A 23,440-nucleotide genomic window follows, 5' to 3' on the forward strand; every position below is an offset into this window, starting at 1 on the left:
ATTAAGTAGGGCGCAATTCGCGTCTCAGTATTTTACCTACATTTGACTTAGGTAGGCTGTCGCGAAACTCCACTTGTCGCGGAATTTTATAATTGGTGAGGTTTTTACGGCAGTGGGCAATGATGTCTTCTTGGGTTAATTTAGGATCCTTTTTAACCACAAAGATTTTCACGGCTTCGCCCGATTTATCATCGCTAACGCCAATGCAGGCCACTTCTAATACGCCCGCTAGGCTGGCGACTACATCCTCAATCTCATTAGGATAGACGTTAAATCCTGAGACCAGAATCATGTCTTTTTTGCGATCAACCAAGCGGAAAAATCCCGTGGCCGACATGATGGCAACATCGCCCGTGCTGACAAAGCCATCTTTGCCTAACACTTTGGCCGTTTCGTCTGGCCGCTGCCAGTAGCCAGCCATGACTTGAGGGCCGTGAATAAATAGCTCGCCCGCTTCACCCGGAGGGAGGGGCTGGCCCTCGTCATTGCGCACTTCACCAATGGTAGAAGAGATGGGTAGGCCAATCATGCCGTTAAATTCTGGCAAGTTCATAGGGTTCATCATGGCGGCTGGCGAGGTTTCGGTTAGGCCATAGGCTTCAATTAAGCGGACACCCGTTGATTTTACCCAGCGTTCCGCTACGGCGTGTTGCACCGCCATGCCACCACCTAGGGCCAGCTTCCATTTGCTAAAGTCTAGTTTGGCAAAATCGGGGTTGTTGAGTAAGGCGTTAAATAAAGTGTTAACGCCGGTGATGCAGGTGACAGGATATTTGCCAATTTCTTTGATAAACCCTGGGATATCGCGCGGGTTGGTAATCAGTAGGTTGGTTGCACCAATTTTAGAGAAAACCATGCAGTTCGCAGTCAGTGAAAAAATGTGATACAGCGGTAGCGCTGTCACAATCATTTCGCTGCCTTCATTCACTACTGGGGCAATCCAGGCGTGTGCTTGTTGCATATTTGCAACAATATTGCCGTGGGTAAGGATGGCACCTTTAGAAACGCCGGTGGTGCCGCCAGTGTATTGCAAAAATGCAATATCACTGTGGTTAAGATCCACGGGCGTAGCTGTGAGCGCGTTGCCGCGTTCAATGGCATCATTAAAGCGGGTGTGGCCAGGCAGATTAAACGCTGGAACCATTTTTTTGATATGTTTGACCACTGCATTCACGATCAAGCGCTTAGGAAAACTCAGCCTATCGCCAATTTCGGTCAGTAAAACGTGCTTTACATCGGTATCTTTAATGACTTCTTCAAGCGTGTGGGCAAAGTTAGCCAAGATCACAATGGCCACTGAGCCTGAGTCTTTTAATTGGTGGCTTAACTCGCGTGGCGTATAGAGTGGGTTGACGTTAACCACCACCATGCCTGCCCGCAAAATGCCGAAAATAGCGATGGGATATTGCAATAAATTAGGCAGCATCACGGCAACGCGTGAGCCACGGGGGAGTTTTAGCTCGTGTTGCAAGTAGGCGGCAAAGGCAGAGGATTGTTGGTCAAGTTCTTTATAGGTAATTGATTTGCCCATATTAAGAAAGGCGGGCCGCTCGCTAAAACGCTCTACTGAGCGAGCAAGTACTGCAGGTATTGCTGCGAATTCATTCATATCAATGGTCTGGGGAACCCCAGGTTGATAGCTTGCCCACCATGCTTGTTCCATCTAACTGTCCTCTGTTTAATTACAGGTAATCATAGAACTCTATTGTGTTGCTGTCAGCTGAACAAGTATCTATGTTCCCTGTTTCGCCAAGTGATTGTTTCTGTTACAATCCCGCCTTCTTCGGTAAAAGGCCGGAGAAGTGGTAAAGAAATGGGCGCAGTTTTGCAGCCCATTTTTTGTTTGTGGCGATAGCGTGCCGTATTCGATGTGCAGCTTTTGCGATGGATGCAGCGGCGGGATTAGCCAGATAAGAGATGAAGGAATGTATGGCAGCAAATTTACAAGATGTACTGGAAACTACCCTGCCAGGGCTCGGGTATGAACTCGTAGATCTGGAGCTGGCGCGTAATGGCTTAGTGCGCGTCTTTATTGATAAAGAGGGCGGTATTAATGTGACTGACTGCGTAACCGTAAGTCATCACCTTGAACGACTTTTTATTGTTGAAGGCGTGAATTACGAGCGCTTAGAGGTTTCATCCCCAGGCTTGGACCGTCCGATCGCGAAAGCAGCAGATTTTGCTCGCTTTGCTGGGCAGATGGTGAAAGTGAAATTGCGCTTACCGTTGCCGGATAAACGTAAAAAGCTCGTCGGTATTTTGATTGGGCTAGAAAATGATGTGGTGCGCGTAGAAGTCGATGGACAAGAGCTATCCCTGCCGCAATCACAAATTGACAAGGTGCGGTTAGAGCCGCAGTTTTAAGAACTAATCAGCCTAGAATATTGGGGTTGTTTGCCGGAGGGGTAGTGAGATGAGCCGGGAAATTCTGTTGCTGGTCGACGCGCTGGCGCGTGAAAAAAACGTAGAAAAAGATGTCGTATTCAGTGCCTTAGAAATGGCATTGGCTTCGGCGACCAAAAAACGTTACGAAGAAGATGTGGATATCCAAGTGGATATCGACCGAGATAGCGGCGATTACAGAAGTTTTCGCTGCTGGACTGTGGTTGAAGACAATGATCATGAAGAGCCATCTCGTCAGATCGCCATTACTGATGTGCCGGATTACGATCCAGAGCTGAAGGTGGGCGAGACTTGGATGGTTGAGCTTGAAGCGATTGAATTTGGTCGCATCGGCGCGCAAACCGCTAAGCAAGTGATTTTGCAAAAAATCCGTGATGCAGAGCGTGAGCAAAATCTGAATGACTTCCTGCAACGCAGTGAATTCATTGTTTCTGGCAATATCAAGCGCATCGAGCGTGGCAGTGCCATTCTTGAGCTGGGTAAGCTAGAAGCCGTATTGCCGCGTGATCAAATGATCCCTAAGGAAAACTTACGGGTTGGCGATCGCGTTAAAGCGTTCTTATTGCGTGTTGATCGCATGGGCCGTGGCCCGCAGCTGGTATTGTCGCGTATTTCAAATGAATTCATGACCAAGCTCTTCGAAATGGAAGTGCCTGAGATTGAAAATCAGCTGATCGAAATCAAAGCAGTAGCCCGTGATGCGGGTGCGCGTGCCAAGGTGGCGGTTAAGTCGAACGACGCACGTGTTGATCCACAAGGCACATGTATTGGTGTGCGCGGTACTCGCGTGAACGCTGTAACCAATGAATTGGCCGGTGAGCGTGTTGATATTGTGTTGTGGTCGCAAGATCCTGCGCAATTCGTGATTAACGCCCTGTCTCCTGCTGAAGTGAACTCCATCGTGCTTGATGAAGAAACGCACAGCATGGATGTAGTGGTGGATGAAGATAATCTGGCCATGGCGATTGGTCGCGGTGGCCAGAATGTGAAACTAGCCGCTGAATTAACCGGCTGGAAAATCAATATCATGACCGTTGACCAAGCTCAGCAAAAACACCAAGAAGAGTTCGCCAATGTGCGTCAGCTCTTTATTGATGTGCTGGGCGTTGACGAAGAAGTGGCGGACGTTCTTGTAGAAGAAGGTTTCACCACGCTAGAAGAAGTGGCTTATGTGCCGATTGCTGAGATGCTAGAAATTGAGGCCTTCGATGAAGACGCCGTCAATGAGCTGCGTACTCGCGCACGGGATGCCTTGTTAACACAAGCCATCGCCCGCGAAGAAAAGCTTGAGCATCAAGCAGAAGACCTTAAAAACCTTCAGGGAATGACACCAGAATTAGCAGCCCTTCTGGCTGATAAAGAGGTGCATACCCGAGACGATCTCGCCGACTTAGCGGTCGACGAACTAATAGAAATGACCGGAATTGATGAAGAAGCTGCCAAGCAACTGATCATGAAGGCGCGCGAGCACTTGTTCGCCTAACGCTCGGGAGAGAAATGCATGAGTGACCTTAATGTCAACCAATACGCGGTAGAGCTGAAAATGCCATCGCAAGAGCTGCTAGAAAAATTGCGCGCAGCTGGCGTAAATAAATCGAGTGAAATCGATGTGATTACAACTGAAGATAAAGCGAGCTTACGTGCTTATCTTGAGAAAAAGCATGATGGCGATGGTGATAAAAAAATCACAATTCATCGTAAACAAAACAATGAAATTCGTAAGACAGATGCAACAGGTAAAGCGAAATCAATCCCTGTTGAAGTGCGTAAAAAGCGTGTGGTAGAAGCCAGTGCTGTGGCAGAAGCTGCCGTACCGCGCGCGGCTGAAGCTGCTGTGGCCCCAACGGCTGCTGGCCAAGTGATTGATGACGCTGAGCGTTTATCACGCGAAGCGCAAGCGCGTCGCCAGAATGAATTGTTCGCACGTCAGGCGGCAGAAATGCGTGCTAAGCAAGGTGGTAAAGCTGCTGCTGAAGCGCCTGCTGCGGTGACTACTACTGCCGCACCCGTTGCTACTGCTCCAGTTGCCGCGCCAGCGCCTGCTCCGGTCGTTGCGCCAGCTAAGCCTGCTCAGCCAGCACCTGCTCCGGTTGCCGCTAAACCTGCGGCTCCAGTTGCTAAGCCAGTAGCGCCAGTTGCAGCTGCTCCTGCGGCTTCAGTTGTGCCGCCAGTTGCAGCACGTCCTTCACCTGGCGCATCGCAAGCTAGCCATCCAGATCGTCCGCGAGTAGGGATGCGTGTTGAATTGCGTAAGCCACGCAATGAGCCAATGAAAGCGCCTGAGCCAGTTGCACCGGCTCCGGTGGCAGCACCTGTGCCAGCACCGGCTCCAGTGGCAGCGCCTGCACCAGTTAGTCGACCAAAACCAGCCGCTACGCCAAGCAGCGCATCTCCTGCGGCAAAACCTGGCGATAAAAAGCCAGCGGCAGCCCCAGGTAAGAAAGAGCCTTGGAGCGATGGTCGTGGTAAGAAAGGTATTCGTAGCCGTGGCGGCGATGCCGGTAATGATTGGAAGAGCAAAAAGGGTGGTAAGGGCCGTCAGGCTGCAGCTAACCCAGATAATGCACACGGCTTCCAAGCGCCAACTGACAAAGTTGTGCATGAAGTAATGGTTCCAGAAACGATTTCCGTAACCGATCTTGCGCATAAAATGGCAGTGAAGGGTGTGGAAGTAGTTAAAGCCCTGATGAAAATGGGCATGATGGTAACTATTAACCAAGTGCTGGACCAAGAAACCGCGATGATTATCGTCGAGGATATGGGCCACACGCCAATGGCCGCTAAGCTTGATGACCCAGAAATTTACTTGGGCGATGGCACGGTTATAGAACATGTGCTCTTACCACGTGCGCCAGTTGTGACCGTAATGGGTCACGTTGATCACGGTAAAACCTCCTTGCTTGATTACATCCGCACCGCAAAAGTGGCGTCGGGTGAGGCCGGTGGTATTACTCAGCATATCGGTGCGTACCACGTACAAACCGAGAAAGGCATGGTTACCTTCCTTGATACTCCAGGTCACGAAGCGTTTACCGCAATGCGTGCCCGTGGTGCCAAGCTGACCGATATCGTGGTGCTGGTGGTGGCTGCTGATGATGGCGTGATGCCACAAACCATCGAGGCGATTGCTCACGCAAAAGCTGCGGGTGTGCCAATTGTAGTTGCCGTGAATAAGATCGATAAGCCAGAAGCAAATCCTGAGCGTATCCGTCAAGAGCTGGTAACACATGAAGTAGTTCCTGAAGACTGGGGCGGCGATGCCATGTTCGTGGATGTCTCGGCCAAGAAAGGCTTGGGTATCGATGAGCTGCTAACAGCTATCTTGCTGCAGGCTGAAGTGCTTGAGCTGACTGCCGCGACCGATGCTCCTGCGAAAGGGATTATCATCGAAGCGCGTCTGGACAAGGGTCGTGGCCCGGTTGCTTCTATGCTGATTCAATCAGGTACATTGCGTAAGGGTGATGTGATTCTTGCTGGTCAAGTATCAGGCCGCGTTCGTGCGATTATTGACGAGCATGGTAAGTCGATCCTGGAAGCGGGCCCTTCTATTCCGGTAGAAATCTTGGGTCTGTCTGATGTGCCGGCTGCTGGTGAAGACGCCATGGTGCTGACAGATGAGAAGAAGGCGCGTGAAATCGCACTGTTCCGTCAAGGTAAGTTCCGTGATGTGAAACTGGCTCGTCAACAAGCATCTAAGCTTGAAAATATGATGGCACAAATGACAGAAGGCGAAGTTCGCAATCTGCCTATCATCATTAAAGCCGACGTTCAAGGTTCTGCAGAAGCGTTGTCACAAAGCTTGCAAAAACTATCAACCGACGAAGTACGCGTGCAAATCTTGCACAGCGCCGTGGGTGGTATCAGCGAATCCGATATCAACTTGGCACTGGCGTCGAAAGCCGTGGTGGTTGGTTTCAATTCGCGTGCAGATGCAGCGGCACGTAAACTGGCAGAATCCGAAGGCGTGGACATCCGTTACTACAATATCATTTACGATGTAGTGGATGACGTGAAGTTGGCGCTGTCAGGTATGTTGGCCCCAGAGAAGCGTGAACAAATCATTGGTATGGTTGAGATCCGTCAGGTCTTTACTGTTTCCAAGGTGGGTACAATTGCGGGTTGCTTGGTCATGGAAGGCTTGATCCGCAGTCATGCGGGTGTTCGCTTACTACGTAATAATGTGGTTGTGCACCAAGGTACGCTTGATAGCCTGAAACGCTATAAAGACGATGCAAAAGAAGTGAAGGCTGGTTTTGAGTGTGGTCTAAGCTTGAAGAACTACAATGATCTACAGCTTGGCGATCAGTTGGAAATCTTCGAAATCGTTGAAATTGCTCGTACACTGTAATTAATTAAACGGTGAATCGATAGGGGGAAGAGGGCGTTGTCCCGCTTCCCCTTTTGCGCTTTACCAAAAGGTTTAAAAATGGCCAAACAATTTACGCGTGCTGATCGTGTAGCACAACAAATCCAGCGTGATTTAGCCACCGTGATTCGTGCGGAGCTGGATCATCCCCAAGCATCTTTAATTACGATTACAGACGTTGAAGTCACGCGTGATTACTCGCATGCCAATGTTTTTTACACTTTCCTCGGGACAGAAGAGCAGGGTAAAGATATTGCGTCTTTGATTGAACGCGCTAAGGGTTTTTTGCGCAGCCAGCTGGCGCGTGGTATTTCCTTATACAAAATGCCAGAATTGCATTTTGAATACGACCATTCGGTTGAGCATGGCATGACCTTATCCCGCTTGATTGATCAGGCGACAAGCTTGCCCAAAGCGCCTGAAGATGATGGCGATGATGAATCTACCGGCAAGCCACTAAATGGCTAAACGTAAGGTTGATGGCGTTTTATTACTGGATAAGCCATTTGGTATCTCTAGTAATAATGCCCTGCAAAAAGCGCGCTGGTTACTGCAGGCCGAAAAGGGTGGGCATACCGGTGTGTTAGATCCGTTTGCTACCGGTTTGCTGCCACTTTGTTTTGGTGAGGCGACTAAATTTGCTCAGCGCATGCTGGAAGCCGATAAAGGCTACCGTGCCACCATTAAGCTAGGAGAGATCTCTACTACGCTGGATGGTGAGGGTGAAATTACCAAAAGCGGTGATGCGCCTAGCGATCAAGCCTTGATTCGTGCGGCAATCAACGTCTTTGTTGGCCCCGTGACACAAACGCCGCCAATGTATTCTGCGCTAAAGTTTCAAGGCAAGGCGCTGTATGAGTACGCGCGAGAAGGCGTAGTGATTGAGCGGCAATCCCGTCAAATCACCATCTATAGTATTGATATTATTTCGATTGATGGTGATGTCGTGGTGATCGATGTGAGCTGCTCAAAAGGCACTTATATCCGTGTTTTGGCGGAAGATATCGGTAAGGCATTAGGCTGTGGTGCTTACCTTACTGGCTTGCGCCGTACCCGCACTGCGGGGTTTTTGCTAGAAAGCTCGATTAATTTAGATGATTACAATCATGTGCCAGTTGAAGAGCGTGATAGCTATTTATTGCCGGCAGATTGCTTGTTGCTTGATTTACCCGCTTTGTTTTTTGATGCGGCAGAGTTTGAAAAAATTCGCCATGGCATAACGGTTGAGTGCGCTGGTTTAATCCCTAGCGAGTATCGTCTTTACGCCGAGGGTGAAACTAGGGATAATGCACGGTTCATCGGTTTGGGCGAAGTGGCCACTGCGGCTGAGAATCCGCATGCATGGCTGCGGCCTAAACGACTTCTGTCTGGCTTGTAAAAGTCAGGCAGATTAAAGGGAGCTTGATTGGGTTGAAATCCTTAGGGATAGACGCTCGGCCTAGCTCGACGGTGCTTTATATGTGTAAAGCACCTTATCTCAATGGAGCAGTAAAATGTCAGTAACAGTTACTCAAAAAGCAGACATCGTTAAGAAATTCCAACGTGCTGAAGGCGATACGGGTAGTCCTGAAGTGCAAGTTGCACTGTTGACTGCACGTATCAATGACTTAACACCTCACTTCAAAGCCAACAAGAAAGATCACCACTCACGTCGTGGTCTGCTCAAGATGGTTAGCACACGTCGTCGTCTGCTTGATTACTTCAAGCGTGTTAACTCTGCTGGTTACCGCGCCCTGATCGCTGAACTCGGTCTGCGTAAGTAATACAAAAAAGTCGCAGTCGCCAAGACTGCGGCTTTTTTGTTGGCTGAGTCAGTTTTAAAGAAGTGTCGTGGTGGCTTGTCAATATTACGCAAGAAACTGAGGTACTTTTTTAAGTAAGTCCCTTCATACCTGTCAAATAGCGGTTTCGGCGGCGGGTTGGAGTAGTGGTTGTGCCGAAGCCGGCAGCGCCTCAGTCGAGCTGCAGCGGAAAATCAATCACGCCTTGGACTGGAGGCGTTAGTGTGAAAAAAGGATCAGTCAGTGTTCAATAAAATTGTGAAATCATTCCAGTACGGTAAGCATAATGTCACCATGGAAACAGGTGAAATTGCCCGCCAAGCGAGTGGTGCCGTCCTTATTAATATGGACGATACTGTTGTTCTTGTGACTGTTGTAGCCGCTCGTGACGTTAAGCCTGGTCAGGATTTCTTTCCACTGACCGTTGACTATCAAGAACGTACCTACGCTGCGGGTCGCATTCCAGGTGGTTTCTTTAAACGTGAAGGCCGTCCTTCCGAAAAAGAAATTTTAACCTGCCGTTTGATCGATCGCCCAATTCGTCCCCTGTTCCCTGAAGGTTTTTATAACGACATCCAGATCATTGCGACGGTGATGTCGGTTAATCCAGAAGTCGATCCAGATATCGTTGCGATGCTGGGTGCTTCTGCTGCATTGTCGATCTCTGGCGTGCCTTTCGATGGCCCAATTGGTGCCGCACGCGTGGCTTATATCAATGGCGAATATGTTCTGTGCCCAACCTTATCTGAGCTGAAAACTAGCCAGATGGATCTGGTGGTTGCCGGTACATCACAAGCGGTATTGATGGTTGAGTCTGAAGCAGACGAATTATCTGAATCTATCATGCTGGGCGCGGTTGTATTTGGTCATGAACAAATGCAAGTGGCAATCAATGCCATTAACGAATTGGCTGATGAAGCTAATCCAGTATTGTTTGCTTGGGATGCCCCAGTGGCCAATGAAGCGCTGATTGCACAAGTACGTGCAGTAGCGGCTGCGGGTCTATCTGAAGCATTCAAATTGCGTCAAAAACAATTACGTACCATCAAAATCAATGAAACTTGGGCGCTGGTTAAGGCTGCATTGATTACTGAAGAAACCGGTACGCTGGCTGCTAATGAAATCAAGGGTATTTTCAAAGGCCTTGAGGCAGAAATCGTGCGTGGCCAGATTCTGGACGGCTACCCACGTATTGACGGCCGCGATACTCGCACTGTGCGCCCAATTACTATCCGTACTGGCGTATTGCCACGCACTCACGGCTCGGTACTGTTTACTCGTGGTGAGACTCAAGCAATTGCAGTGGCCACACTGGGTACTAAGCTTGATGAGCAAAAAATTGATGCATTGGCGGGTGCTTACACAGATCGCTTTATGCTGCATTACAACTTCCCTCCGTACTCGACCGGTGAAACTGGCCGTGTAGGTACACCGAAACGCCGCGAAATTGGTCACGGCCGTTTGGCTAAGCGTGCACTGGCTGCGATGCTGCCTTCGGTTGAAGACTTTGGCTACTCGATGCGTGTGGTTTCAGAAATTACTGAATCTAACGGCTCAAGCTCGATGGCTTCGGTTTGTGGTGGTTGTTTGGCCTTGATGGATGCCGGTGTTCCAATGAAAAACCACGTGGCGGGTATTGCCATGGGTCTGATCAAGGATGGCAATCGTTTTGCAGTATTGTCCGATATCTTGGGTGATGAAGATCATTTGGGCGATATGGACTTTAAAGTAGCGGGTACAGAAAACGGTATCACTGCGCTGCAAATGGATATCAAGATCAACGGTATCACTAAAGAAATCATGAAAGTGGCACTGGATCAAGCGCAAGAAGGTCGTGTGCATATCCTTGCTATCATGAAAGGCACCATGGAAGGCGCACGCACTGAAGTCAGCGAGCACGCTCCACGTCTTTACATGATGAAAATCAATCCAGAAAAAATCCGTGATGTGATTGGTAAGGGTGGCTCAGTGATTCGTGCCCTAACCGAAGAAACCGGTACTCAGATTGATATCCAAGAAGATGGCACCATCACCATCGCTTCGATCTCAGCTGAAGGTGCGGATGAAGCAAAGCGTCGTATTGCGGATATCACTGCAGAAGTTGAAATCGGCAAGATCTACGAAGGTCCAGTAGTTAAAATTCTGGACAACAACGTAGGCGCGATTGTTTCAATCATGCCAGGTAAAGATGGTTTGGTTCATATCAGCCAAATTGCTAACGAGCGTATCAAAAACGTTGGCGATTACCTGAAAGAAGGCCAAGTTGTTCGTGTTAAGGTGATCGAGCAAGACGAGCGTGGTCGTATCCGCTTATCGATCAAAGCAGTAACCAACGAAGAAACACCCGTTGTAGCTGCTGAAGTAGTTGCAGTACCGGTTGAAGCTGCAGAATAAGTTTTAGCTTAAAAAAATACCGACCTCTCAATGGTCGGTATTTTTTTGTCTGTCATTTGTGGAGTGGTTTAGCGGTGTTGGTGCTTATTGCTGACTAGCCAGTCGAGCAGGGGTTGCCATTGCAGGCGGTCTTGTTTGGTGCGTGAAACGGGTAGATCAAATAGGGTTAGGCCGCGCTGTATGCTTTGTACATAGAGCTGGGTATCTCTAATGCAAGTCAGTAGGGGTAGCTCAAACTGTTTTAAGAAGTCGGTAAGTTGCATGGCGGCTTGGGTGCGTGGGTTGACCCGCATCCCAACAACGGCAACTGAGATTTCTTCACGGCGCACCGCTTTGACTTCGGCAAGGGTGTTAAAAAAATCAGCGCTGGCCCACATATCAAAGGCGGATGGCAGCACGGGAATCACTACATGATCGACACGCATCAAGGCTTGCTTAAGTTGTTTGCCATGTAGGCCCGCTGGTGAATCCAGCACGGCAATGCCAGTGCCCTTGGGGGGGCGAGCTTTCTCTTCATCATTAATGTCCCAGCCACGAATTTGGGGGGAGCTTGCAGGCCGCATCGCTAGCCAGTGGCGGCTTGATTGCTGAACATCAATATCACCCAGCATCACGGCTTCTTCTTGCCATGCAAACCATGCTGCCAAATGAGTTGAGAGGGTGGATTTTCCACTGCCACCTTTGGGATTTGCAATAAGAATGCTGCGCATAATAACCTGAGAAGTGAATTTAACGGTTTATACTATTTATATAGTTTATACTGTTTTTACCTTATACGGGAGAGCGGGCGATGATTTCAAGTAAAGATAATGTAATATTAGAAGAAGATGTTGTAGTGTTGAAGAAACCTACAGCACGGCGTAGGCCAAGCAAATCTGTAACAAAACTTGCGGATGAAGTGATTTTAATTGATGTTACGCCTGTTGCCGTGCTTGATGCACCTGAAATGATTACGGTTGTGAAAAAGGCGAAGGTAATTAAGGCTAAAAAAACTAAGTTAGTAAGAGATAGCTTTACTATTCCAGAGTTGGAATACGCTCAGTTAGCAGCGTTAAAACAGCGCTGCTTGGCCGTCGGTGTGGCGGTTAAAAAAAGTGAGCTATTAAGGGCGGGCTTACAGGCCTTGGCGTTGATGCCAGAAGCCGTATTAATTGGGCAATTAGCAACGTTAGAAAAATTAAAAACGGGCCGCCCCGCACATAAATAAGTGCGGTTGGCATAAAAAAGCGCCTTTCTTAAAGGCGCTTTTTCTTAAATCAATTCATCATCGCGCTAGCATCAAATCCTAGGCGTAAATTGCCCCAGTGCTGATTATCTATCATGATAGGCATATCTAATTCGGTCATGATTTCGCCCGTATCACGCATATAGGTTTGTAATAAAAAGCGCTGCTGGTTTTTAGCGGCTCTTAAGCCCGCTGTATCATTAAAAATTCTTTGATCTCGGCTATTTAGTAAATCGGTTTGCAGATCGCCGCTGGCTGGTTTGGAATACCAGCTATTGTGGGTTGGGCCATAGCCTTTATTGTCTACGGCTAAAGAGAATTTCCCACCAGGGGTGCTTTTAACTAACTGATCATAAAGTGCTTGGATATCTTTTAAAAATAAAGCGTTATAGCTGGTTTTGTATTTGGGTGGTTTGGTGTTCGGAATGGCTTGGTAGTTTTGATCAAAAACACCAACACCTTGCTTTTTTAATGCACTGATATGCGCTTGTATTTGATCTCTAAATTGTGCTGTGCGGGCAATTGCTGCATCTAATTCCCCTTTGCCAACGGTAAAGCTACCTATCATAGCTTGCACGCGCTCGGCCGCTTGCGCTAAATCTTGCGAGGATTGGGCCGAATGATGCATGCGCTCATTAACTGAAAGGGATAATTTATGAATTTCACTTACATTGGCATTTACAAGTAAATTGGCCGAGGTAAATAGCTCTAATGTGCCAGCAATATCAATCAGTGTTACTGAGGTAAGCTCAAAATCGCTCATCATATTTGCAAACTGCTTGGATGCATTTAACACAACATCTTTGGTTGAATTTGCATCTAAATTAATTGTTTCTGTTTCATTTAGCGTTTCAGCAACCTGATCCAGCATATTGTCGATATTAATTGAAATATCATCGGTGGCTTTATGTACTTTTTCTGAAAGTTTGCGTACTTCATCGGCCACTACAGCAAAGCCGCGCCCTTGCTCGCCGGCTCTAGCTGCCTCAATCGCCGCATTGAGTGCCAATAAATTGGTCTGCTTAGAGATGTCTTTAATTAAACCTACAATTGATTTGATGCTGGCCGAGCGTTGATTTAAGCCATCTACCGTTAGGCTGAAATTGGCCAGTCTTTCGGTGATAGTGGTGATTTTTTTGCTGACATCTTCTAGCTCGGCATAAGAGGCGCGGGCAAGTGATAAATTTTGAGTGGTTGTTCTTGAGATGTCTTGCGTTCGATCTGTGACTTGGTTGATGCCGGATGTGGTGGCATTGCTTGCTTCGCAAACCATTTGCGCCAGCTGATCTTGCTGCTGCGTAGCGGCTGCCGAATCATTGATGTTCTTCATTGATTTAGCGGCTTCTAGTGCAATGCCCACCGTCATAGCTTGCACATTAGCAATGATATCTCTTTGCTTGGCTAAAAAAACATTGCAAGTATGGGCTAATTGGCTGACTTCATCGTGGGTAATGGCGGGGATGTCATTGGATAAATCGCCTTCGCCACTGGAGGCGTTACGAAATACACTGGCAATTAAATTAATTGGCCGAGTAATCCAATAGTGTAAATAGGTGATTTGAATAAAAGCCAGTAGGGCGGCAAGAATAAGGCAGAGCCATGCTAAGGATTGAATTGGACTAATAATGCCTTGTAGTTGAAGGCTTATGCTGCTATTTAAGCGAAGTTCTTGGCATAGTGTGGCCATGCTGTGTGCTGCAGAATAACTAGTAATAAGTGAAATAAGCGGGAAAAGAGCAAATAACAATATAAATGAAAATTTTCGCGCTAGTGTGGGGATGAGTTCACGTTCTAGCCTGATATGAGCTTGATTGAGCCATTCCATCTTGCGTCTCCATGACAATATTAGCCAATGATGTTTTAGCTATTTAAAGCGCAGCAGCCTAAAAGAGCCCGCGCTCTTTTAGGCCAAAATAGCAGCTACCGTGTGGTGGAGATTCTATTTGCGCTTAGGATTCAAATGCAGATTGTAGGGAGTCTAGGGTGATACGCCAATGGCTGAGCATATGGCTAAATACGGCTAGCTCGGCGTCGTTAATAACCTGATCAGATTTGGATAAATCCAGTGCCATTGCGGCGACTTGTAGGCGTTTTTTAGGCTCGCTTACGTTATCTAAAATAAAGTCGATGCGTTCACGATTAATCAGGCTAATACGACCTTCTTCATCGGCTTCATCAGAAATGTCATTGCAGTAATCGTGTAAGACTTGAATAAAACCTTTACGGCTAATGCCGATGGCTTCATAAACATGTAGATGCTCTAATTCTTCTAGTTCTTCTGGATTGAAATTGCCATCACAAACCATTTGCATGACTAAAATTCGAGCCATTGCTTCAGGGCTATTGTTTGCATATTTTTTCATTGTGTATCCCTTATTGCTGCGAGTGCCTGTTCAAAAGATACAGGGGTATCTGCTCGCTTGTGTGTGTGGTGGTAATCAAAAAAAACAATAGACGTTTTAGCTAAAGCAATTTCTGCATGATCACTGCTTCGATCTACCCGATAATATAAATCAAAACCAATGCGGTTTAAATCACTAACGAACATGCTAATACTGAGCTGATCACCCAAAAAAGCTTCATTTCTGAATTGGATTTCAGCGTCCGCCAATATAATGCCTGGTGTTTCTGCATTGCCAATTTCGTTGTGCTTTAAATGGTGTAGAAAGCGTACTCTAGCCTCGTGGAGCATTCCAAGCAATGCCTGATTAGCAAGATGGTTGCCATAGTTAAGATCAGTTACGCGAACTTCAAGTTGCGTGCTGAAATCCGCACCTTGTGGACGCAATAATTTAAGGCGAGGCATACGGTAATCAATCGTTATTTATATCGCAACGAGTGTATGCTGAAGCTTTATACAAGGCAACACCGCTTGCTGTTAAACTAATCTTATTGTATCTATGTTTTAATAAAGGGAGACGACCATGTATAAGCGAATTTTAGTTCCTGTTGATAATAGTGATACCAGCGCTGCGGCTATTATAGAGGGCCGACGTTTTGCTGGGGAGCAGTGCGCTAAAGTTAAATTGGTACATGTGGTTGATTTGGCTCAGTTTGCTTGGAGTGCTAATGAGTTTTTGGATGTTCCTCAATTGCAAAATGCTTTACGCCAATCCGGTGAAAAATTATTGGCTGAATTAGCCGAGGGCCTGACGGCGGATGGTATTGAGGTGGAAACTAATTTACTAGAATCATGGGGCGGCAATTTAGCGCAGGCGATTGTAAAAGAGGCTGAAAGTTGGTCGGCAGAATTAATTGTGATGGGAACCCACGGTTATGGTGGATTAACTCATTTATTGATGGGCAGTGTTGCTGAAGGTGTGGTGCATTGCACCCCTGTGCCGGTGTTATTGGTGAGAGCCAAGCCCGCTGAAAAATAGCCAAGGATGTATGCCCAAGTTTGAGTGAGAGTGATGTTGAATGGCTAGTAATGTAAGTAAGGTTTTACAGGTGATTGACCACAGCCGGGATAGTGCCGGCTGTGTTTACGTTTACCCTGTGGTTTCACGTCGTGCAGGCGGGGTGTCGGTGGGGATTAATTTAAACCCCAATAATGCTTGCAATTGGCGCTGTGTCTATTGTCAGGTTCCTGACTTGATCCGTGGTGGTGCACCACAAATAGATTTAGATTTGCTTGAGTCTGAATTACGCGGCTTGCTGAACGAGATTGTGCATGGTGATTTTATGCAAACGCGAGTACCCGCTGACGCTCGCCGCTTAAACGATGTGGCTTTTTCAGGTAATGGTGAGCCAACCAGTAGCTTGCAGTTTTTTGCCTGTGTAGAGCGGGTGGCGGGTGTGCTGAAGGCATTTGATTTGATCGGTAAAATCAAGTTGGTGTTGATTAGCAATGGCAGTCAGCTAGATCGTCAGCAAGTTCAGGCGGGCATTGCGCTAATGCGTGATTTGGGTGGCGAGGTGTGGTTTAAGTTAGATCGTGCCCCAGTCGATGGTTTTGCGCCGGTTAACCAAGTGCAGCTCAAGCGTGCGCAAGTGGCGCGGCGTTTACAGCTGGCGGCTAAACATTGCCCAACCTGGATTCAAACCTGCATGTTTGAGATGGATGGTGCATTACCTGATGAGCAAATAATCAGTGCTTATTTGGAGTTTTTGCAAAGCAATCTTCAGGCTGGTGTAAAGCTAGAAGGGGTATTGCTATATGGCTTGGCTAGGCCATCGATGCAGCCAGAGGCAGATAGGCTGAAAGCCGCGCCAGTAGGTTGGATGCAAAAATTAGCCCAGCGTATCACTGGGCTTGGGCTGGAAGTGAAATTAAGCCTGTAAATGGCTGTGGGCATGTTTAGGGCGCACAGGTGCGTCTTCTTCATGCGCTGCGGCAGCGGCCCGCAATGTGTCGTATAGCTCGGTGCGCTCTTCACGCAAATGCTGAATGACTTGGTAGTCTTCGCGATTGATTCGGGCTAAATCAATTTGCTCTACATGCACCACGCGCAATAGTTCACGAACGGGGCGTGGCATATTGCGGCCACTTTCATAGCGTGAGCCACCACTTTGCGTGACACCAATGCGGCTCCAAAACTCTTGTTGATTCAATCCGAGTTGTTGACGAATTTCGCGTGGGTTGATGGTTGTGCTGGTCATGAAGCTTCCTCTTTGTGACGCATGGGTCTGTGTGCAGGCCCATGTCATTATCAATGTTATCGTCATCTTATCTAGCTAAAGGCTAATATACACGTCACTATTTCACGATTATCACTGTAATAATTTACGCTGTTTAATTGGAACTTATTTTTAAAATTAAAAATAGCAAGACCTTGGTTTATTATATTTTGGAATGAACTAAGTAGTTTCAGTTATTGAGGTGGGCTTTGGGCGGCAGTAATTGCTGAATCAATCTATGCCCGCTACGAGCAATCTTGTTAGAATCGCCGCAGAAAAATAAACAGTAATACAGGGGCAAGGCGCTATGTCGTTTGATTATGGTAGTGATAGCAATAAATTTAACCTTCCTAATCCAATGCGATTAGAAAACATTTTTTTGCTGCTATGTGGTTCAGTATTACTGATCGCAGGTTTGCTGCTGCTATTGATGGTAAAGCAAGCCATTGCTGCCGAAACCATCTACTACAAGCTAGCTGCGGTGCTGCTGGCGGTGGCGATGCTGGGGGCGGGCGTGTCTTTATTGGGCTGGGCGATGCGGCAACTGCGGTTTTTCTTTGGCCGTGGTCGTCCAATCAGCCTTGCTGATGATGTGCCTAATGGTATGCAAGGCAAATCTCCAGCTTCTGATAGCTTACGTGAAGTGCTGCGCCAGCAGGCTTTGGTTTATCAAGAGCCACAGGGGGCGTTAAGTACTTTATTGCACTCTATTGTGCCTAATCTTACATTTGCGCCTGAACGCATCCGTAATTTAGCTCTGCTGCACTTTAAAAAGGGCATTACCTTGCTATTGGTGCTTGCTGCGCTGACTTTAAGCTTGGTGGGGGGCAAGGCGCACGGGCCAGAATGGCAGCATTTTGCTGATTGGATTGGTGTGGCATTTATGGGCTACGTGGTTTGGCTGCTGCTTGCGCCAGTTAATAACGCACTTGGCTTATCCTTGCGTGATGCTGAACAAACGCTTAGCCCATCCCGACTGGTGTTGATGCTGGTGCTAGCTATTCTTGGCCCTGTATTATTGCTAAAGCTGGCCCCTAAGCTGCCTAATGTGGCGTGGCTCGATCCCTTTCCTCAAGTATTTGTGTTGATTGTGCTGGCCTTGGCTGTATATGGCGTGTTTTATCTAGCGCTGCTGCGTAATGTAAAGCAGCCACCTAATACCGTGGTGAGTAATAAACAAGACACTTGGAGCATTAACTGCCACCCCGGTTTGGCACTAGAAGAATTTGCGCGTGAGATGCAAAATAATTGGCAAGAAAGTATTCCAAATCGCATCTATTCTCGGCTTGAGCCACATATCGATTTAAATGAAAAATCAGGTAAATTTTATGCTGAGGCTTTAGAAGAAACCCAGCCTTTACCTATTGATGCTACAGCGGTTTCATTTGCCAGCGCATTGGCCTCGCCACGGCTACAGCCCTTGCTCTTGCTGGATGTGATTGGTGCTTCTTTTATATTATTAGCCACCGTTTTTCTTACCTTAAGTGGCGTGCAAATATTAAGCGTGACAGCTAGCACGTTTAATGCGAATTTATTGACTTATGGTGCGGTATTTTTTGCTCTGGGAATGTATGCGATTTGCTCTGCGCATCAACTTTGGCAGCGTTTTGAATTTAAATCTCAATTAATTAGCATTGAAATGAGTGGCCATTATGTAACGGCTCAATTGGATCATGGCAATGTATTAAAAGATTCAATTAAAACTAATAGCCATGTGGTGCAAATTGAATCAATGACCTTTCGTTTATGGCTTACCGAGTTAACGAGTGTCACTTTTCAAAATGGCAGCCAACGCTATGCTTTGTCTTTGGCGGGTAATGCAGAGCGGGCCGAGCAGCTATTGCGCCACTTCAAGAAATTTGCTCACGATCAGGCGATTATTTTAGCGCCTAAGGCGCAGGCAGATCAGCAACGTCATGCCGTGCTAGGCCAATTTAATCAGGCGGCTGTATTGCCAGATGCGCCAGAGGTGATGGCGATTCCTCTGGGAGATGGCGTCTTGATTAATACGGTGGTAGCGGATGCCGCCCCTGCATCAAAACGGCCTAAGTTTTGTAGAAAATGTGGCTCAGCCACTCTGCCCGAGGGCTTGTTTTGCGGTGAGTGCGGCGAGAAAATTATAGAGGCTTAAGTTGCTGAGGTGATGTGCTGGCCTAAAAGTTGGCGTTTTCAGATGTGCTTTGCTGTGCCTATTCTAGCCAATAGTGCGCGGCAAGCAGCGCCCCTAGCGTGCTTTTTATGGGCGGGGAGATGTCTTGCTTCGCTCACAAAGCCCTCGCCAAAACCCACGCATCAACCTGTGCCGCACCCGCTTGTTTTAAACACTTGGCGGCGGCGTGTAGGCTAGAGCCTGATGTCATTACGTCATCCACAATCGCAATATGTTTGTCTGCTAAATTGTGCTGGGTATAAAACGCTTGCCGCATATTTATATGTCGATCGGCTTGGGATAAGCGCGCTTGGTGTTCGGTATTGATTTTGCGCTCTAAATAAAACTGAATAGGGCGCTGTAATTGCCGTGAAATAGGAATAGCTAATTCAAAAGCTTGGTTATAGCCACGCTCAGCCAGACGGGTGGGGTGTAATGGCATCGCCAAGATAAAGTCTGGCCTAGGTGCAGATTGCACCCGCTGCAAAAGCAATTGCCCTAGCGTAGGCAGCAATGACCATTGCCCAGAGAACTTAGCTGCAATGATTAGCTCGGTAATGGGTGGGGTATAGATCAGTGCCGCGTAACTAAAATCAAAAGCGGGCGGATGGCTTAAGCAGGCGCCGCATAAGCCATTATTATTGGAGGGAAGGGCGCATTGCGGGCAAAGCTCAGCGTTTAAAAAAGGCAGTTTCTCAAGGCAAGCGGGGCAAAGTGCGCTGCTTTTACAGCTGGCTGCGCACAGCACACAGCTACAGGGTGGCGCACAGTTGTTCAAAAAATTAGAGATAAAATTTGACAACTTCGCCTCCGCTTTAGACAATCGCTCTTTGATTATGCCTTTTGCTTTGAAAATTGCTGTAATTTCAAGGCTACTTTCTGGATGTCTATGCTCATGACTTCGCCTCAAACCATTGAATTTAAACGCGCTACACCTCATCCAGAAAGCGGTGCTTACTCGCTGGATACTGTGGCGGCCCTTTTTGAGCTGCCTTTTAATGATTTGGTGTTTCAGGCGCAAACCGTACATCGCCAGCACTTTGATGCCAATAAAGTACAACTTTCTACTCTGCTATCGGTAAAAACCGGCGGCTGTTCAGAAGACTGTGGCTACTGCTCGCAATCGGCTCGCTACGATACCGGCTTAGAAAAAGAAGTGCTGATGAACGCCGATGAAGTGATTGACGTGGCCCGCATCGCCAAAGAAAATGGCGCATCGCGTTTCTGTATGGGTGCAGCATGGCGTGGCCCTAAGACCAAAGATTTAGTTGAAGTGAAGAAAATGATTGCTGGCGTGAAAGCGCTAGGCTTAGAAACCTGCGCCACTTTTGGTATGTTGAAAGAAGGCCAAGCCGAAGAGTTACGCGATTCTGGCCTCGATTATTACAACCACAACCTAGATACCTCGCCAGAAAACTACGCCAATGTGGTGACGAGCCACAGCTACCAAGATCGCTTGGATACTCTGGGCAAGGTGCGTAAGGCGGGTTTGAATGTCTGTAGTGGCGGTATTGTGGGCTTGGGTGAAACAAGGCTAGACCGCGTGGGCTTGATCGCCCAGCTGGCTAATCTAGCGCCACAGCCTGATTCTGTACCCATTAATAATTTGGTGAAGATTGAAGGCACGCCACTAGAAGAGGGTGAAGCCATCGACTGGACCGAATTCGTGCGCATGATCGCCGTGGCCCGCATCACCATGCCAAAATCCTTTGTGCGCCTCTCTGCAGGCCGCCAGCAAATGCCCGAAGCCATGCAAGCGCTGTGCTTTATGGCCGGTGCCAATTCTATTTTCTATGGCGATAAATTACTCACCACGGGTAACCCAGACGTAAGCCGTGATAAAAACTTATTTGCTAAGTTAAATATCAAGCCTTTATAAGGGCTTAAATAAAAGGGGAAGCGCAGGCTTCCCCTTTTATTTGGCTAAAAACAATGAGGAAGGCTCTGAATGATTCGCTATTGGATGCCGAATGATTGTTTTCCAATTTTGCGGATTGGCGCGCCGAATATCGCTCAGGTAAATTTCATGATGTTTACCGGCCCGGCTGGCACGGGAATCAATAAAATCATGCAGGCGTTCAATCGTTGGGCCTTCTTGATCAAACGGGCCAATATGCAAAATTTGGGCGCAGCGCCCTTCGGTGAAAGATTCAAAGCGTAATAGGGGCAGTCCAGGGAGATTTTTCTTTTTTTGCACTTCAGCAATTGCCGCCGTAATCAATGCTTTTTCAAGAAAAGCGGGCTGCATAATCATCATGGTCCATTGCCATTGCGCTTTATTGCGGGCAATAAAATCAGCCATATCCTCTGCCCACCAAAGCCCCTCTAGTGGCATCACGGCGTAATCGAGTGCCTGAGGCCCTTTTTTGAGCATAAATTTGGCGGTATAAGCCACAGAAAATAGCGCCTCTACTGCCTGTGAATAGGCAATAGAGGTGCTAGGATCCCCCTTGCCATCAATCATCAAATAATTAAATGAGGGGACATCTACCTCTACCACCTCTTTGGCAGAAGGCTGGTAGAGATGTTTTAACTCTTTTTTTAAATCCAACTTTTTCATTTTTCCCCCTAGCAAATATTGGATATCTAGGTTTTTAAAACTGTCAATGGCCACTGTGGGTAAAAAAATAATATTAGCACGCGGGCCTAGTTGCAAAACCCTATGCAAGAATTGGTTTATGGCAGGTATTTAACGATATTTCCCAGCGCTTGAGAGACGTATGCGTCTTTCTCCCCAACGGGGCCAACGTAGTATAGTGCCGCCGCTGCGGCTTCGATGCCCTCGGTGCGCGCAATGATCCACGCCGCTAGGTAGGGAGCAGCCATGCCGCCGCCTGCCGTTGCACTATTGCCTTGGGCGAAGAAGGGCTGGTTTAACACTTTGGCTCCGGCTTCTTGCACCCAAGGTTTGCTTGTGAGGTCCGTGCAGGCAGGGATTTTGACCAATAACCCCAGCTTAGCAAGGATCAGAGTGCCAGAGCATTGCGCCCCGATGAGCTGCTTTGTGGGGTCAAGCGCAATCCTTACCATTAGCTCGGGATTGGCGACCACATCGCGAGTTTGTATGCCACTGCCGATTAACACCGCATCGGCTGATCTTGCCTCGTCTAGGGACGACTGGGTATGCACAGTTACGCCATTCATCGAAGTGACCTGTGGGCAGCATAGGGTGACGCGCCAATCAGGCTTTTTGATTCTATTGAGTACACCAAGCGCAACCAGGGAATCCAGCTCATTAAACCCTTGGAAGGTGAGTATCGCGATGTGCATCGAGGTGCCCACTCTATAAAATGGAGGATATTTAAAGGGCTAAAGCATTTGCTAGCCATTAACGCGGGTAAAGTGCAGGGGCTTTTGTGGGATGAAAAAGCCAAGAGCAAACCCAAAGCCTGCAGTTGCCCAGACAAGCGCGGCAATAACCTCAAAGGTATTGAATAGCTCTGGATGCTGGATCGCCAAGGGGATCAGTAAAAAGCCACGAACAAGGCAAACCGTGGCAATGCTGGCAAGCGCTGGGCGCAGCAAGGGTAGGCGGCGTATTAGCCCAGCGGCAGAGCAGGCATAAATAGCGCAAAGCCCCATCAGCAAAGCAATGGCCGCGGTGCTGACGGGGGCTAGCCATGTGCCGTTACGGGCGGATGCCACAATTTGTGGTGGCGCGCCAAAAAAAGCATACCAAGCAGGCCCACCCACAATCGCCGCTAAATGAATAATAACCCCTATCGCAGCAATGCCTGCCGCAAGCAAGATCCAAGAGGTGGATGCGTTTTTCATAGCTATTTCTCTATTAATTTTTCCCAGAAAGGCCATATTGCGGCATGGATCTGGCTTGGCCGATGATTAATCCACCTGTTTATATTTCTAAAACATGACGCTTTGAGTAATTTTCAGGTGGGTATATTTTAAGCGGTAATAGCGCTGTGGTCATTTGCTATGTGTTGGGTGTGGTAAAACCGCCCAAGCACGAATGATCACTGCGAGTTGTTAGCCGCGTTCTAATTGTAAGGTGATAAATTTCCCATCTTCACTTTCGCCTGTGTCTGCTGCTACCCAGCCTTGTGATAAATAGAAATTTAAAGCGGCTGTGTTTTTGATTAAACACTTTAGTTGCCATGGCAAGGGCAGCCATTGCTGCAGTGCGGTTAATAACGCTCGGCCGACGCCAAAGCGCTGATAGCTGGGTTTAATGTAGAGATGGTGGATAAATGGCTCGGCCATCCAAACCGATACAAAACCGATCAGCTGCTTATCTTCCCCAACCGCTACAAACACGTCTTCACCGATAGATGCTTGCGCAAAATTGCTTGTTAATCGGCTGGATGCGGGAAGCCACTCGGCTGTGCTTCTGCATTCCTCATGGATGGCTTGAATCGCTGGATAGTCCGCAAGTGTTGCGGCGCGAATTTTTGGCGTTTGGGGTGCAGGTGGAGAGGTGATTGTTTTGGAGGTTTGAATGTGAATTTTTTAACTAAAGTTGTTCAGTAATAAGCTGTTTGTTATGG

At 47.8% G+C, this 23,440-nt stretch carries 23 protein-coding genes; 12 read left to right on the forward strand and 11 right to left on the reverse strand.

All coding sequences use genetic code 11. The features are described 5' to 3' along the window. Position 1 precedes the first annotated feature (1 nt). Positions 2 to 1,663: an AMP-binding protein gene (locus Q0R17_RS11870; RefSeq protein WP_293935489.1), complete on the reverse strand. Its 1,662-nt coding sequence runs from the start codon at positions 1,661 to 1,663 to the stop codon at positions 2 to 4. A 266-nt stretch (positions 1,664 to 1,929) separates the two neighbouring features. Here Q0R17_RS11870 and rimP point away from each other — a divergent pair, with 266 nt between their 5' ends. The 7 genes from rimP to pnp all read left to right on the forward strand — a co-directional run bounded on the left by rimP (position 1,930) and on the right by pnp (position 10,944). Beyond that, positions 1,930 to 2,364 (forward strand): ribosome maturation factor RimP, encoded by a 435-nt coding sequence (gene rimP, locus Q0R17_RS11875; protein WP_130105133.1) that lies wholly within the window; start codon positions 1,930 to 1,932, stop codon positions 2,362 to 2,364. 49 nt (positions 2,365 to 2,413) lie between these two features. Continuing rightward, the gene (nusA, locus tag Q0R17_RS11880) at positions 2,414 to 3,886 is read left to right on the forward strand and encodes a transcription termination factor NusA (protein WP_293935494.1); all 1,473 of its coding nucleotides are present in this window, start codon (positions 2,414 to 2,416) and stop codon (positions 3,884 to 3,886) included. Between the two features lie 18 nt (positions 3,887 to 3,904). After that, positions 3,905 to 6,751, forward strand: a complete 2,847-nt coding sequence (gene infB, locus Q0R17_RS11885; protein WP_293935496.1) for a translation initiation factor IF-2 — start codon at positions 3,905 to 3,907, stop codon at positions 6,749 to 6,751. A 78-nt stretch (positions 6,752 to 6,829) separates the two neighbouring features. After that, positions 6,830 to 7,237 carry a 30S ribosome-binding factor RbfA gene (rbfA, locus tag Q0R17_RS11890; protein ID WP_293935498.1) on the forward strand — a complete coding sequence of 136 codons (408 nt, stop codon included), beginning with the start codon at positions 6,830 to 6,832 and terminating at the stop codon, positions 7,235 to 7,237. Then, the gene (truB, locus tag Q0R17_RS11895) at positions 7,230 to 8,147 is read left to right on the forward strand and encodes a tRNA pseudouridine(55) synthase TruB (protein WP_293935501.1); all 918 of its coding nucleotides are present in this window, start codon (positions 7,230 to 7,232) and stop codon (positions 8,145 to 8,147) included. The genes rbfA and truB overlap by 8 nt, the downstream gene beginning before the upstream one ends. A gap of 115 nt (positions 8,148 to 8,262) precedes the next feature. After that, entirely contained in the window at positions 8,263 to 8,532 is a 270-nt protein-coding gene (gene rpsO, locus Q0R17_RS11900; RefSeq protein WP_293935503.1) for a 30S ribosomal protein S15, read from the forward strand. 261 nt (positions 8,533 to 8,793) lie between these two features. Continuing rightward, positions 8,794 to 10,944 carry a polyribonucleotide nucleotidyltransferase gene (gene pnp / locus Q0R17_RS11905; protein ID WP_293935504.1) on the forward strand — a complete coding sequence of 717 codons (2,151 nt, stop codon included), beginning with the start codon at positions 8,794 to 8,796 and terminating at the stop codon, positions 10,942 to 10,944. Positions 10,945 to 11,012: 68 nt separating this feature from the next. On the opposite strand, the gene Q0R17_RS11910 is transcribed toward pnp, so the two are convergent. After that, positions 11,013 to 11,654 carry a ParA family protein gene (locus Q0R17_RS11910; RefSeq protein WP_293935506.1) on the reverse strand — a complete coding sequence of 214 codons (642 nt, stop codon included), beginning with the start codon at positions 11,652 to 11,654 and terminating at the stop codon, positions 11,013 to 11,015. Positions 11,655 to 11,734: 80 nt separating this feature from the next. Here Q0R17_RS11910 and Q0R17_RS11915 point away from each other — a divergent pair, with 80 nt between their 5' ends. Further along, complete coding sequence (locus Q0R17_RS11915; protein ID WP_293935507.1) at positions 11,735 to 12,151, forward strand: hypothetical protein; 417 nt, start codon at positions 11,735 to 11,737, stop codon at positions 12,149 to 12,151. Between the two features lie 49 nt (positions 12,152 to 12,200). On the opposite strand, the gene Q0R17_RS11920 is transcribed toward Q0R17_RS11915, so the two are convergent. The 3 genes from Q0R17_RS11920 to Q0R17_RS11930 form a co-directional block, all read right to left on the reverse strand. Beyond that, positions 12,201 to 13,856, reverse strand: coding sequence for a methyl-accepting chemotaxis protein (locus Q0R17_RS11920; RefSeq protein WP_293935509.1), 1,656 nt, complete (start codon positions 13,854 to 13,856; stop codon positions 12,201 to 12,203). 262 nt (positions 13,857 to 14,118) lie between these two features. Then, entirely contained in the window at positions 14,119 to 14,532 is a 414-nt protein-coding gene (locus Q0R17_RS11925) for a hypothetical protein (protein ID WP_293935511.1), read from the reverse strand. Then, a complete protein-coding gene (locus Q0R17_RS11930) occupies positions 14,529 to 14,975 on the reverse strand; it encodes a thioesterase family protein (protein WP_293935513.1) in 447 nt (148 codons plus the stop codon). The genes Q0R17_RS11925 and Q0R17_RS11930 overlap by 4 nt, the downstream gene beginning before the upstream one ends. A gap of 118 nt (positions 14,976 to 15,093) precedes the next feature. Between Q0R17_RS11930 and Q0R17_RS11935 the strand changes: the two genes are divergently transcribed. Then, the gene (locus Q0R17_RS11935; RefSeq protein ID WP_293935515.1) at positions 15,094 to 15,549 is read left to right on the forward strand and encodes a universal stress protein; all 456 of its coding nucleotides are present in this window, start codon (positions 15,094 to 15,096) and stop codon (positions 15,547 to 15,549) included. A gap of 40 nt (positions 15,550 to 15,589) precedes the next feature. Next, positions 15,590 to 16,453 carry a radical SAM protein gene (locus Q0R17_RS11940; protein WP_293935517.1) on the forward strand — a complete coding sequence of 288 codons (864 nt, stop codon included), beginning with the start codon at positions 15,590 to 15,592 and terminating at the stop codon, positions 16,451 to 16,453. Here the strand turns inward: Q0R17_RS11940 and Q0R17_RS11945 are convergent. Then, entirely contained in the window at positions 16,442 to 16,771 is a 330-nt protein-coding gene (locus tag Q0R17_RS11945; RefSeq protein ID WP_130105121.1) for a DNA-binding transcriptional regulator, read from the reverse strand. The genes Q0R17_RS11940 and Q0R17_RS11945 overlap by 12 nt on opposite strands. A 325-nt stretch (positions 16,772 to 17,096) precedes the next feature. Between Q0R17_RS11945 and Q0R17_RS11950 the strand changes: the two genes are divergently transcribed. Further along, positions 17,097 to 18,920 (forward strand): hypothetical protein, encoded by a 1,824-nt coding sequence (locus Q0R17_RS11950; RefSeq protein ID WP_293935519.1) that lies wholly within the window; start codon positions 17,097 to 17,099, stop codon positions 18,918 to 18,920. A 133-nt stretch (positions 18,921 to 19,053) separates the two neighbouring features. Here the strand turns inward: Q0R17_RS11950 and Q0R17_RS11955 are convergent, their stop codons facing one another. Then, complete coding sequence (locus tag Q0R17_RS11955) at positions 19,054 to 19,740, reverse strand: ComF family protein (protein WP_293935521.1); 687 nt, start codon at positions 19,738 to 19,740, stop codon at positions 19,054 to 19,056. 87 nt (positions 19,741 to 19,827) lie between these two features. Here Q0R17_RS11955 and bioB point away from each other — a divergent pair, with 87 nt between their 5' ends. Beyond that, positions 19,828 to 20,817 carry a biotin synthase BioB gene (gene bioB / locus Q0R17_RS11960; protein WP_374759870.1) on the forward strand — a complete coding sequence of 330 codons (990 nt, stop codon included), beginning with the start codon at positions 19,828 to 19,830 and terminating at the stop codon, positions 20,815 to 20,817. A 36-nt stretch (positions 20,818 to 20,853) separates the two neighbouring features. Here bioB and Q0R17_RS11965 read toward each other — a convergent pair whose 3' ends face one another. The 4 genes from Q0R17_RS11965 to Q0R17_RS11980 all read right to left on the reverse strand — a co-directional run bounded on the left by Q0R17_RS11965 (position 20,854) and on the right by Q0R17_RS11980 (position 23,399). After that, positions 20,854 to 21,498, reverse strand: a complete 645-nt coding sequence (locus Q0R17_RS11965; RefSeq protein ID WP_293935525.1) for a GyrI-like domain-containing protein — start codon at positions 21,496 to 21,498, stop codon at positions 20,854 to 20,856. Between the two features lie 116 nt (positions 21,499 to 21,614). Continuing rightward, the gene (locus Q0R17_RS11970; RefSeq protein ID WP_293935527.1) at positions 21,615 to 22,208 is read right to left on the reverse strand and encodes a DJ-1/PfpI family protein; all 594 of its coding nucleotides are present in this window, start codon (positions 22,206 to 22,208) and stop codon (positions 21,615 to 21,617) included. A 51-nt stretch (positions 22,209 to 22,259) separates the two neighbouring features. Continuing rightward, on the reverse strand, positions 22,260 to 22,712 hold the full coding sequence (locus tag Q0R17_RS11975) for a hypothetical protein (RefSeq protein WP_293935528.1): 453 nt from the start codon (positions 22,710 to 22,712) through the stop codon (positions 22,260 to 22,262). A gap of 210 nt (positions 22,713 to 22,922) precedes the next feature. Then, positions 22,923 to 23,399: a GNAT family N-acetyltransferase gene (locus Q0R17_RS11980; protein WP_308446359.1), complete on the reverse strand. Its 477-nt coding sequence runs from the start codon at positions 23,397 to 23,399 to the stop codon at positions 22,923 to 22,925. Positions 23,400 to 23,440: the final 41 nt, after the last annotated feature.

The organism is Iodobacter sp. (assembly GCF_025352645.1).
Taxonomy (GTDB): Bacteria; Pseudomonadota; Gammaproteobacteria; order Burkholderiales; family Chitinibacteraceae; genus Iodobacter.

What these genes read in the sequence shown, in the direction of transcription:
- bioB (WP_374759870.1), top strand. Translation starts at nt 19,828, where the DNA reads ATGCTCATGACTTCGCCTCAAACCATTGAATTTAAACGCGCTACACCT.
- Q0R17_RS11935 (WP_293935515.1), top strand. Translation starts at nt 15,094, where the DNA reads ATGTATAAGCGAATTTTAGTTCCTGTTGATAATAGTGATACCAGCGCT.
- Q0R17_RS11925 (WP_293935511.1), bottom strand. Translation starts at nt 14,532, where the DNA reads ATGAAAAAATATGCAAACAATAGCCCTGAAGCAATGGCTCGAATTTTA.
- Q0R17_RS11940 (WP_293935517.1), top strand. Translation starts at nt 15,590, where the DNA reads ATGGCTAGTAATGTAAGTAAGGTTTTACAGGTGATTGACCACAGCCGG.
- rpsO (WP_293935503.1), top strand. Translation starts at nt 8,263, where the DNA reads ATGTCAGTAACAGTTACTCAAAAAGCAGACATCGTTAAGAAATTCCAA.
- nusA (WP_293935494.1), top strand. Translation starts at nt 2,414, where the DNA reads ATGAGCCGGGAAATTCTGTTGCTGGTCGACGCGCTGGCGCGTGAAAAA.
- Q0R17_RS11950 (WP_293935519.1), top strand. Translation starts at nt 17,097, where the DNA reads ATGTCGTTTGATTATGGTAGTGATAGCAATAAATTTAACCTTCCTAAT.
- infB (WP_293935496.1), top strand. Translation starts at nt 3,905, where the DNA reads ATGAGTGACCTTAATGTCAACCAATACGCGGTAGAGCTGAAAATGCCA.
- Q0R17_RS11870 (WP_293935489.1), bottom strand. Translation starts at nt 1,663, where the DNA reads ATGGAACAAGCATGGTGGGCAAGCTATCAACCTGGGGTTCCCCAGACC.
- Q0R17_RS11920 (WP_293935509.1), bottom strand. Translation starts at nt 13,856, where the DNA reads ATGGCCACACTATGCCAAGAACTTCGCTTAAATAGCAGCATAAGCCTT.
- Q0R17_RS11910 (WP_293935506.1), bottom strand. Translation starts at nt 11,654, where the DNA reads ATGCGCAGCATTCTTATTGCAAATCCCAAAGGTGGCAGTGGAAAATCC.
- Q0R17_RS11970 (WP_293935527.1), bottom strand. Translation starts at nt 22,208, where the DNA reads ATGCACATCGCGATACTCACCTTCCAAGGGTTTAATGAGCTGGATTCC.
- Q0R17_RS11975 (WP_293935528.1), bottom strand. Translation starts at nt 22,712, where the DNA reads ATGAAAAACGCATCCACCTCTTGGATCTTGCTTGCGGCAGGCATTGCT.
- rimP (WP_130105133.1), top strand. Translation starts at nt 1,930, where the DNA reads ATGGCAGCAAATTTACAAGATGTACTGGAAACTACCCTGCCAGGGCTC.
- rbfA (WP_293935498.1), top strand. Translation starts at nt 6,830, where the DNA reads ATGGCCAAACAATTTACGCGTGCTGATCGTGTAGCACAACAAATCCAG.
- Q0R17_RS11930 (WP_293935513.1), bottom strand. Translation starts at nt 14,975, where the DNA reads ATGCCTCGCCTTAAATTATTGCGTCCACAAGGTGCGGATTTCAGCACG.
- Q0R17_RS11965 (WP_293935525.1), bottom strand. Translation starts at nt 21,498, where the DNA reads ATGAAAAAGTTGGATTTAAAAAAAGAGTTAAAACATCTCTACCAGCCT.
- Q0R17_RS11915 (WP_293935507.1), top strand. Translation starts at nt 11,735, where the DNA reads ATGATTTCAAGTAAAGATAATGTAATATTAGAAGAAGATGTTGTAGTG.
- truB (WP_293935501.1), top strand. Translation starts at nt 7,230, where the DNA reads ATGGCTAAACGTAAGGTTGATGGCGTTTTATTACTGGATAAGCCATTT.
- Q0R17_RS11945 (WP_130105121.1), bottom strand. Translation starts at nt 16,771, where the DNA reads ATGACCAGCACAACCATCAACCCACGCGAAATTCGTCAACAACTCGGA.